The 10,075-nt window shown below is 35.7% G+C and carries 12 protein-coding genes and 1 tRNA gene; 8 read left to right on the top strand and 5 right to left on the bottom strand.

Annotated features, from left to right (window positions below):
• Nucleotides 1-132: 132 nt before the first annotated feature.
• On the bottom strand, nucleotides 133-459 hold the full coding sequence (locus FHL06_RS03955) for a ferredoxin reductase domain-containing protein (RefSeq protein WP_153384947.1): 327 nt from the start codon (nucleotides 457-459) through the stop codon (nucleotides 133-135).
• Nucleotides 460-639: 180 nt separating this feature from the next.
• On the opposite strand from FHL06_RS03955, the gene FHL06_RS03960 reads away from it, so the two are divergent.
• From FHL06_RS03960 to FHL06_RS03990, 7 genes are all read left to right on the top strand, one after another.
• Nucleotides 640-1,455, top strand: a complete 816-nt coding sequence (locus FHL06_RS03960; RefSeq protein ID WP_238333956.1) for a quinone oxidoreductase family protein — start codon at nucleotides 640-642, stop codon at nucleotides 1,453-1,455.
• Nucleotides 1,456-1,600: 145 nt separating this feature from the next.
• Nucleotides 1,601-2,041 (top strand): MarR family winged helix-turn-helix transcriptional regulator, encoded by a 441-nt coding sequence (locus tag FHL06_RS03965; protein WP_153384948.1) that lies wholly within the window; start codon nucleotides 1,601-1,603, stop codon nucleotides 2,039-2,041.
• A 91-nt stretch (nucleotides 2,042-2,132) separates the two neighbouring features.
• A complete protein-coding gene (locus FHL06_RS03970) occupies nucleotides 2,133-2,687 on the top strand; it encodes a 5-formyltetrahydrofolate cyclo-ligase (protein ID WP_153384949.1) in 555 nt (184 codons plus the stop codon).
• A 134-nt stretch (nucleotides 2,688-2,821) separates the two neighbouring features.
• Nucleotides 2,822-3,583, top strand: coding sequence for an SLAP domain-containing protein (locus FHL06_RS03975; protein ID WP_153384950.1), 762 nt, complete (start codon nucleotides 2,822-2,824; stop codon nucleotides 3,581-3,583).
• A gap of 353 nt (nucleotides 3,584-3,936) precedes the next feature.
• On the top strand, nucleotides 3,937-4,179 hold the full coding sequence (locus tag FHL06_RS03980) for a hypothetical protein (RefSeq protein ID WP_153384951.1): 243 nt from the start codon (nucleotides 3,937-3,939) through the stop codon (nucleotides 4,177-4,179).
• A complete protein-coding gene (locus tag FHL06_RS03985) occupies nucleotides 4,176-5,231 on the top strand; it encodes an LLM class flavin-dependent oxidoreductase (RefSeq protein WP_153384952.1) in 1,056 nt (351 codons plus the stop codon). Before FHL06_RS03980 ends, FHL06_RS03985 begins: the two co-directional genes overlap by 4 nt.
• Complete coding sequence (locus FHL06_RS03990) at nucleotides 5,221-5,841, top strand: NADPH-dependent F420 reductase (protein WP_153384953.1); 621 nt, start codon at nucleotides 5,221-5,223, stop codon at nucleotides 5,839-5,841. The genes FHL06_RS03985 and FHL06_RS03990 overlap by 11 nt, the downstream gene beginning before the upstream one ends.
• A gap of 50 nt (nucleotides 5,842-5,891) precedes the next feature.
• Here the strand turns inward: FHL06_RS03990 and FHL06_RS03995 are convergent, their stop codons facing one another.
• Nucleotides 5,892-6,935, bottom strand: coding sequence for a zinc-binding dehydrogenase (locus FHL06_RS03995; RefSeq protein WP_153384954.1), 1,044 nt, complete (start codon nucleotides 6,933-6,935; stop codon nucleotides 5,892-5,894).
• 275 nt (nucleotides 6,936-7,210) lie between these two features.
• Nucleotides 7,211-7,283: transfer RNA gene (locus tag FHL06_RS04000), tRNA-Lys, on the bottom strand.
• Between the two features lie 177 nt (nucleotides 7,284-7,460).
• Between FHL06_RS04000 and yycF the strand changes: the two genes are divergently transcribed.
• On the top strand, nucleotides 7,461-8,162 hold the full coding sequence (gene yycF / locus FHL06_RS04005) for a response regulator YycF (RefSeq protein WP_153384955.1): 702 nt from the start codon (nucleotides 7,461-7,463) through the stop codon (nucleotides 8,160-8,162).
• Nucleotides 8,163-8,512: 350 nt separating this feature from the next.
• Here the strand turns inward: yycF and FHL06_RS14665 are convergent, their stop codons facing one another.
• Both FHL06_RS14665 and FHL06_RS04015 read right to left on the bottom strand, forming a co-directional pair.
• A complete protein-coding gene (locus tag FHL06_RS14665; RefSeq protein ID WP_153384956.1) occupies nucleotides 8,513-9,232 on the bottom strand; it encodes a CPBP family glutamic-type intramembrane protease in 720 nt (239 codons plus the stop codon).
• A 36-nt stretch (nucleotides 9,233-9,268) separates the two neighbouring features.
• Nucleotides 9,269-9,880, bottom strand: a complete 612-nt coding sequence (locus FHL06_RS04015) for a hypothetical protein (protein WP_153384957.1) — start codon at nucleotides 9,878-9,880, stop codon at nucleotides 9,269-9,271.
• Nucleotides 9,881-10,075: the final 195 nt, after the last annotated feature.

A 10,075-nucleotide genomic window follows, 5' to 3' on the forward strand; every position in this document is an offset into this window, starting at 1 on the left:
TAAAAGAAAGCGTTACTTATAAGAAATGAAAGCTCTCTAATAATTTAAAATATAATGCAAAAAAGGACATAACCGAAAATCACGGTAATGACCTTACAATTTAGTGAAGAAATATGTTTTTAGAAAGTGTCGTTAACTAGCTTGTTGGTCAGGATTCTTAAAGGGTCCTTTGACATTTACTTTAGTACCAGAATCAATCAAAGCCATTTTGAATGTCTTCTTATTGATGGTAAAAGCTAAAAGATTATTTTCATCGGGAATCTGGGCAATCGTTAGACGTTGATAATTATTTTTGACCCCCATGGTTTTGCTAAAAGAAACGAGATAATAATCGCCAATTTCCGGAACGTTTTCTAAATGTTCCAATTTGATAACCAATTGATTAGTATTTTTGTTTATTTTACGATTTTCGACCACTGTTCCTGAAACCTTTTGGATAGTTGAGTTAAATAGTGTCATAATTCATGCCTCCCATTATTAAATAAATCAATCTTCAATTTAGATAATAATACTTCCTAAAGCTAGCTTTATGTCAAGAAATATGCAAAGTTAATAATAATTGCATTAATCAGAAATAGCTGTTACTTTAATAGGTGCAATATGCACGTAAATTAAAAAACATAAAAAGAAGGAATTTATATGAAAGCAGCAATCGTAAAAGGGGCAGGAATCAATCCTGTTTATGCAACATTTAAGGAACCAGAAGCAACAAAAGATGAACTTAAAATTAACGTTTCAGCAGCGGCTTTGAGTAATTTTACTAAAAACCGTGCTTTAGGAAACCACTATTCTTCGACTAATGATTTTCCAATTATCGCTGGAGCTGACGGTGTAGGAACTACCAGTGAAGGTAAACGAGTATATTTTCTAATGCCGACTGCACCATTTGGATCTTTAGCCCAACAAACTATCGTTAATAAAAACCTAACTGTGCCAATTCCTAAAGATTTGGATGATGTTAGTGCAGCAGCTATTGCTAATCCAGGAATGTCATCTTGGGTCGCTTTAGTTTACCGAGCCCATTTTGAAAAAGGACAAACGGTTTTGATCAATGGTGCTACTGGAAGTGCTGGCAGTTTAGCAGTTAAAATTGCTTACCATTTAGGTGCTAAAAAAGTTATCGTTACTGGACGCAATGCGAAGAAGTTAGCTAATTTAGGAGCCGATGCAGCAGTTTCATTTGATATGATTGCTGAAAATGGTGCCACTGAATTTGCGGAAAAATTGAATCCATACTTCAAAGAAGGAGTAGATGTAGTCTTAGATTACTTGTGGGGCGATAGTTCTTTAGCTATCATGACAGCTCTTGCTAAAGCGGGTAATAAGAATAAAAGTCGCTTCGTCAGCGTCGGTGCTGCTAGCGGTCAAAATGAAATTAGTTTGCCTTCAGCATTATTACGTTCTTCAACGATTGAAATTCTTGGCAGTGGCGCTAAGAGTGCCTCGATGCAATAATTATTAATAAGTATTAAGGATGTCTTTGAATTTGCAGCGACAGAAAAAATTTCCATGCCAGTCAAGACTTATCCACTAACAGAGATTGAGGATGCTTGGAACGCACCAACCCAGCCACGTGTCGTTGTTGAGGTGAAATAAGTTAATGGAAGAAGAAATCTATAAATATTTTGTAAATATCCTGACTTTCTTCAATCGCACTGATCGGGATAAAAAATTAATTCAAGCAGCTGGCGTCAAGTTAGAAGCTACCTCATTACAAGCGTTTATCAGTATCGGGAGGATGCAGCCAACGAAGGTCAGTGATTTGGCAAATGTTTTGGGCAAGAATCATTCCAGTACCAGCCGACAAATTGATAAGCTGGAACGAAATGAATTAGTTGTGACCCATAATTCAAAAAAAGATTCTCGGATTCGAGAAATTTATTTATCACAAAAGGGTGAGCAAATAATAAAGAAAATCAATGCGGCTAGATCAGAGACGATGCAATCAGCTTTTGATAATTGGCAAGAAGCGGATAAGGAAAACTTGCTTTCAAGTTTGCGACACTTGTCTAAAACATTGGATGAAATTGACGATAAATAATTTATGGTTAGATATTTTTACTCAATTCGAGAAATCTGTATATAATGTTAATGTTATGAAGAGAAATTAGCGTTGAATTTAATCAGAGATTTTGGAGGGGAATATCATAGATAAGAAGCAGTTACGTAAACGTCAAATTCAAAAATTGAATGAGAATAAGCACCAAGTAGTTATCGAAAGCCAGCAATTATTGGAAAAGTTGAAAAAGACTCCTGAGTGGCAAAAGGCTACTTCAATCGCTACAACAATCAGTGGTCCATTTGAAGTTGCAACGACGCCAATTATTAAGGCTGCCCAAGCGGTTGGTAAAAAAGTTTATCTACCAAAGACGATGCCTAAGCGTCAATTAGCCTTTATCCACTTTACCAGTGCCGAAGATTTAGTTGAGAGCAATTTTGGGATTCCTGAGCCAGTTTATGATGCCGGCTTAGTCAATCAAGAACCTGACTTGGTTATCGTACCAGGATTAGCTTTTGCAACTGATGGCAATTATCGCGTTGGTTTTGGTGGCGGCTATTATGATCGTTTTCTTGCCGATTACCAAGGCAAAACCGTTGCCTTAGTTCCTTCAGTGATGCAGTTTGAAAAGGCCGATTGGCCAGTCTTTGACCATGATATTAAAATCGACCGTTTGATTTTAGTTTAGTGTACTAAATGTGTACTCAATACCCAGTAATTTTTATGCAACTTTTTATTAAATGAACTATGATTATCTTGATAACTAGATTTGAATTTAGTCATCAAGATATTTTTTAGCTTAAGATGTAAGAAGATGAAGTTATGAAGTTATTGAAAAAGAATCTCTTAAAAGCCACAGTTTTGGCTTTAGGTATTAGTGCGTTGGCGCTTCCTGCGACCATTAATGGCAATGAAGCAAAAGCAGCTGATTTACAATACGGATTAACTAGCATTGGCAATTCAATAGTTACTGTCAAAGATAATTCAGCTGAATTGTATAATGCTTTGGGACAACCAATTAATCAAAAGTTGTCTGAAAATTCCAGTTGGAAGACCAATCTGGAAAATACGATTAGTAACGGCAATTATTTTGGCGTTGGTAAAAATGAGTATCTCAAAGCTTCAGATGTAAATTTCTTGATGAATGAGGGAGCTTCCAAGTACGGTCAAATTAGTAGCACGCCTTATGATGGCGTTGTAATTACCAATTTGTCTGGAGCAACTGTCTACGATGCAGCTGGCAAAGCTAGTACAAAAATTTTACCAGCAGGTTCAGCTTGGAAAGTTGGAACCCAAAACAATCTTCCCAGTGGCACATACTTTCAAATAGGAGCAAATGAATACGTCAAGGGAAATGATGTTCGAGTTTATCAAGAAACCCTTGTATATCCGATTAAAGAAGATATAACTTTAAGAAGTGGAAGTCCCATCACGCTTTATGATAAGAATGGGCAAGTTCTAAATAACAAGACTTTGAGTCCTGATAGCAGCTGGTATAGCGATGAATTTGCGGATATCGGTCATGTGGGATATTATCGTGTAGCTAATAATGAATATGTATGTATCGTTGATGTTCAAGCGTAGAAATAAATAAACCAAAATAATCGATTTTGGTTAGTGTTATATGCCGTTCTCCATAGCAAAGCAAATTTGGCTGGAACGATGTGGGCACGACTTTAAGCCTTTGCCAAGATCAGGCAAAGTCTTAAAGCTCGGCCTTATTCTAAGCAATAAATTGCTAAGAATAATTTCACATCTGAGCCAATTTGCTTTGCTATTCCGGACTGGATTGTGGTTTTATTCTTTATACTAAAAACAGAAAACCTCCAATTAGATAATAGTTTATCGACTATATCTAATTGGAGGTTATTTTTATCTGAAATTACTTGAAATAAATAATAAGTGACGTTATCCAGTTGGTAGTGGCAGCTTTGTGGATGCTCAGTACTGAAATTCTACTTAGCGATTTATCGCTTAGTAGAAGACCGGACTTTTTGACAATTCCCGGTTTTGGAATTGGCTTAAAGTTGCGTCCAGTACGTTCCAGCATCCACAAAGCAGAACGGACGACGAAATATTTTTACCAAGACGATTTGTCAAAGCCTTTTAATAGCAACTATTTCAGATTATCCATATACTTTGATAAAGATTTGAAATATTGTTTTGAGGTGAGATTATGACAATCGATACTGACAAATTAGAATTTGGTTTAGATACTTTTGGCGACGTCGCATTTAACGATGATGGAAGTAAAATGACCTATCGTCAGTCTTTGCAAAATATTTTAAAAGAAGGGCAGTTAGCAGACAAATTAGGAATTGATGTCTTTGCTTTAGGTGAACATCATCGGGAAGAATATTCGATTTCCAGTCCTGAAATCATGCTGTCGGCTTTAGCAAGTACGACTAAAAATATCAAATTAAGTACCGCAGTAACTGTTTTAAGTTCAGATGATCCGGTCAGAGTTTATGAACGTTTTGCAACACTAGATGGAATTTCCAATGGTCGAGCTCAAATTATGTTGGGTCGCGGTTCTTTTACTGAATCGTTTCCATTATTTGGTTATGATTTAGCAGATTATAACGAATTATTTGAAGAAAAAATTGCTTTGTTTAATGAATTGATAACTAAAGATAAAGTGACTTGGAGTGGTCAAAAAACTCAAAGTTTGGCCAATCAAACTGTCTATCCAAGAATTGAACAACATCAATTGCCAGTCTTTGTGGGTATTGGCGGAACTCCGGAATCAGTTTTAAGAACGGCAAAGTACGATTACAATATGATGATTGCCATCATTAGTGGCGAAGCAATTCGTTTTGAACAATATATTGAACTTTATAAAAATGCCACTAAAGAATATGGGGCAAAAGTGCGTCAAATCGGCGTTCACTCACATGGAATCATTACTGAAACTGACCAAGAAGCCTATGATATTGGCTGGAAATACATCAAGCAAAGTATGGATAAAGTGGGCTTAGATCGTGGCTGGCCACAAATGACTAAGAGCCGTTATGATTTTGAAGTCGGTCAAGGAGCTTATTATGTCGGCTCAATTGAAACAGTGGCTCAAAAAATTGCTCAAACGATTTCGGAATTAGATATTTCCAGATTTGATTTAGTATATGGAACTGGCGGTCAAACAGAAAGTACACGAATTAAGACGATTGAATTATACGCAACAAAAGTAATTCCACGAGTTAAGGAAATTTTGGAGAGTGAAGATGATGAGTAAATTAACGATTGGTATCATTGGAGCTGGAAAGTTAGGGATGACCTTAGCTAAATTAGGGATCGATGCTGGCTATACGATTAATATTTCCGGTTCAAAAGCCCCTGAAAAGATTGATTTGTCAGTCAGCGTCTTAGCCAAAGGTGCTAATACGATGTTGACTAAAGATGTGATTGAAAATTCTGATGTAATAATTTTAGCTTTGCCACTAAGTAAATATCACCTTTTAGATTCAAAACTATTAAAAGATAAAATAGTGATTGATGCGATGAATTATTGGTGGGAAATCGATGGCGATGAAAGTCAGTATTATGATGAAAAAACGACTTCATCAGAGAATGTTCAAAAATATTTTGCCGAAAGTATCATTATTAAAGCCTTTAATCACATGGGCTATCACGATTTAGCCGCAACAACCGGCAAGAATCAAGCGATGGTTTATGCTGGAAATAATCAAGAAGCTTTGGAAAAGGTGGCAGAAATCATTAAAGATTTTGGCTTCGTGCCTTATTATTTAGGAACTTTAGACCAGACTAATCCGTTACAGCCACATGGCAGTTTGTTCGGTGTAAGTGCTGATGTAACAGAGGTTGAGAAAATATTAAGCAAATAAAAACACCAATTCACAAAAATCTGAATTGGCGTTTTTTATTAGCATTTATATTAGTCACTAACAACAATCATTGATTTGATGACTTTACGGTCAGTCATTGCTTGATAAGCATCATTGATTTTGTCTAGTGGAAAACTCTTTGTGAAGACTAGTCCAGGATTGATTTTGCCATCTAGAACAGCTTTCAATAGAAGTTCTTTATCATAAGTCGTTACTGAAGCAGGTCCACCGGCTAAAATAATATTGCTTTGGAATGAAGTAGCAACGTCCATTTTTGGTTCATGTGGCAAACCGACACGGCCAACGATTGAACCAGGACGACCGACTTGCATAGCTGTTTTAGTAGATAATTCAGTTCCGACACATTCAAGGACAGCGTCAGCACCAGCATTATTAGTTAGAGCAAGCATCTTTTTGACGCCTTCATCACCACGTTCAGCAATATTGTCAGTTGCACCGAATTTCTTGGCTAGAGCTTCTCTATCAGGGTGGCGACTAGTTGAAATGATTTTTTTAGCACCGAGTAATTTAGCAGCAATAATACCACATTGACCAACGGCTCCATCACCCATAACGACAACAGTATCGCCAGCTTTAACATTAGCTACTCGAGCAGCGTGGAAACCTGTTGCCATAACATCAGCTAAAGTTAACAGAGACTTCAACATGCCTTCGCTGTAATCGCTAGGTTTGCCAGGAACTTTGACTAAAGCCCATTGACCATGTTGGAATCTGATGTATTCAGATTGATTGCTCTTGCTAAAGTTATCGTCGTGGTTTTGGCAATCGCCGTCGAAACCAGCTAAGCAAGCAGGACAGTGACCACAGCCGTGCGTGAAGGGTGCAATTACAAAGTCTCCAGGCTTTACAGTGGTGATATCCGAACCAACTTCTTCAACGATTCCGATTGCTTCATGACCATCATTAGTTGAATTATTATCTTTTTTGTCGAATCCGCGATATGCCCAAAGGTCCGATCCACAGACGCAAGCACGAATGACTTTGATGATGACATCGTCATTTTCTTTGATAGTTGGTTTTTCGACATCTTTAACTGTCATTTGACCAGCTTTTTCAAAAATTGCTGTTTTCATGTACAATTTTTTCCTCTTTTCTTAAACATTACTTTAAGTATAACTTTTCATTTAGAAATAGAGTAATAATTGTAAAAAATATCAACGAATTATTGAAAAGATTTTCTGTACAAAATCAAAAACCTGTCATAAATAATCTGATGATGTTAATATATTCAATTGCAAAACAAAAAGCTATCACGAATAGGTGTGATAGCTTAAATGATTTTTGTTAGAATAATTAAAAAACCGACCATGATTTTCATCATAATCGGTTTAAGCGATAATCGCATTTATGGGTGGTCAGGGGATCGAACCCTGGACCCACGGATTAAGAGTCCGTTGCTCTGCCAGCTGAGCTAACCACCCATGTGTCTTACTGGTTGAAACGTTTCCCTCTCAACCAACGAGATATATCATACCATAGGCTCCAAATTCATAGCAAGTATTTTTTTAAAAAAAGTTCAAAATTTTTAAGGTGGGTTTATGACGATTTTGTTTTAATGGGAAATAACTAGTATAATGTTGATGTCAAGGAGATATAATATGGCTAAAAAAATTCTAGTAGTAGATGATGAAAAACCGATTTCCGATATTGTTAAATATAATTTGGAAAATGAAGGCTACGAAGTCATAACTGCTTTTGATGGACAAGAAGCATTAGATAAAGTAGAAGAAGACGATCCAGATCTTATTTTGCTAGATTTGATGCTCCCAGTTATCGACGGTCTTGAAGTAGCAAGAACTATCAGAAAAACTAAAGATACTCCAATTATTATGTTAACGGCTAAAGATACCGAAATCGATAAGGTTATTGGCCTAGAACTTGGGGCAGATGATTACGTTACAAAGCCATTCTCAAATAGAGAATTAGTAGCACGTGTCAAAGCACGTCTAAGAACGCAAACGCATGCTCATAGTGAAGATGCCAAAAGCAGCGAAATCAAAATAGGTGACCTAACCATTCTCCCCGATGCTTATACGGTAACTAAGAATGGTAAAGAAATAGAGTTAACGCATCGTGAATTCGAGTTGTTGCATTATTTAGCACAACACATCGGACAAGTGATGAAACGGGAACACTTGCTTCAAACAGTTTGGGGATATGACTATTTCGGTGATGTCAGAACAGTTGATGTTACCGTCAGAAGATTGCGTGAAAAGATTGAGGATAACCCAAGTCAACCAGAATGGTTGATGACAAGACGTGGGGTTGGATATTATTTGAGAGATCCGGACGCAGATTAAAAGAGAGCGAAACAGGGGCGGTCAGCCCTCGGAGCCTAAGACAATTTCACAGATTGCTCGCGTACTTTGCGAGTGATATGGGAAATTGTCTTAGGTGCAGAGGGTTGCCCCCGTGTAGCTCGTTTAAGTTAGAGAGCGAAACAAGCCCGGTAGCTACCGAGGATTAAGACAATTTCACGAATTGACTGCGAAGCAGACAAGGCGGGAAATAGGCTTAACCGGAAGTAGCTGGCTTGTGTAGCTCGTTTCCACTATAAAACAGTGAACAAGAACCATAAAAAAGAATACCAAACCAAAAAGGACTTAACTTGGAGATTTTAAAATTCAAATTAAGTCCTTTTTTCATACGATTATTTCTTTATCAAAATTGGGACCAAAATCACAAAACTAATAAACAAGTAAAAAGCAGAAGGCAACAAAACACTAACCAAAGAAACATTAGTATCCTGTGGCATCCCCTTAGTTATCACAATCAAAAAATCCAATCCAAAATGGCAAAGCATCGGATACAATAGATTCCTAGTTCGCAAAAAAATACTAGCCAAAACAAATCCAGTGGCCGTCGTAGCTATAACTTGTGCAAAAGTCATAATAAAATTTTGTGAGTATAAATTAATAAAATGGTCTAAACCAAATAAAATACTAGAAAAAGCAATTGGCAATAAAATACGGAGATAATTATTTTTTGAATTTTGAAAAATCCTAAGCAATGAAATGAGTACAATGCCTCGCATAAGATATTCTTCAGTTGTACAAGCAATAAGCCCGATTATAAAAGCATCTAAAAAATTTTGAATATTTGTAAGGCCAAGTATAGCTAATATCAAAAAGATAAGGAAGACACATTTTCTCTCATTAATACTCAACTTAATGGAAAAGGGAATTCGCTTTTTAGTAAATTTATTATTTAAAAAAAATAATAAACCTAAAAATAAAACTTTATCGATAACTAAAGTAGGCAAACTGCTGGAAATATTAAAAAGATTCAAAATATTAATAAAAGTAATTTCAAAGGCTAGTTGTATCAGTAATACGTAAAGAAGATTTTTTACTAGGGCCCTAGTTTTCACTGAACATTCATCCTCAATGATTTTGTTTTATAATTTTTAATCTTTACTAGCAGGATTTTTATTAATAATATCCTCATATACATCTTTAAACAACTGTATACATTTTATCTCTCCACTTGAATTATTTTTAATCTTTTGGCCATATATCATATCATTATCGACGGTATAAAAACTATTTCTAGTATTAATGTAGGCTGAAAAATTTTTATCATTATAAATTTTCTTTTCTTTTGCAGCTTCTCTTACAACGTCTTTAGACACTTTTGGAATAAAATGTGCTAACAAAATGGCAAGATTGCGAGTTTTATCAGGGATGCTTTTACCAGGTATTTCAAAATTAAAGGATACTTTTTCAAAAGGTTTTTGACTTGGGTATGTTACTATAGCTTTTTTTTCTCTTAAGATTTTTTCATAATTAATTTTTGACTTTATAACATTATTACTAAATGTATCTACATTATCGAATGAACCTATTTTGCTGGGTGAATCTGAATCCATTTGAGATCCTTTATGGTCTGGGATATCGTCTAAGTCGGATTCCTCATTGGAAATCAATTTTACTAATTTTTTTATATAACTTTCTATGAATTCATCACTACCCTCAAGTAAAAACGACTTTTCAGATAAATTTACTTCAATCTTACTCATTTTAAATAAACTTCTCCTTCATTTTTGGGTCCTTTCAAAACTTTGGTTAATGTTGCCATCATCTATATCAAAGTAAATTTGATTAGAATATTTTGGGAACGACTCCGAGCTTTTACACGAAACTATTTCAGGTATTGGAAATAGTTTCAAGTTGAGCCAGTATGTTCCAATGTTCACAAAACGTAGAAGACAACA

It is taken from the genome of Companilactobacillus halodurans (assembly GCF_009600985.1).
Classification (GTDB): domain Bacteria; phylum Bacillota; class Bacilli; order Lactobacillales; family Lactobacillaceae; genus Companilactobacillus; species Companilactobacillus halodurans.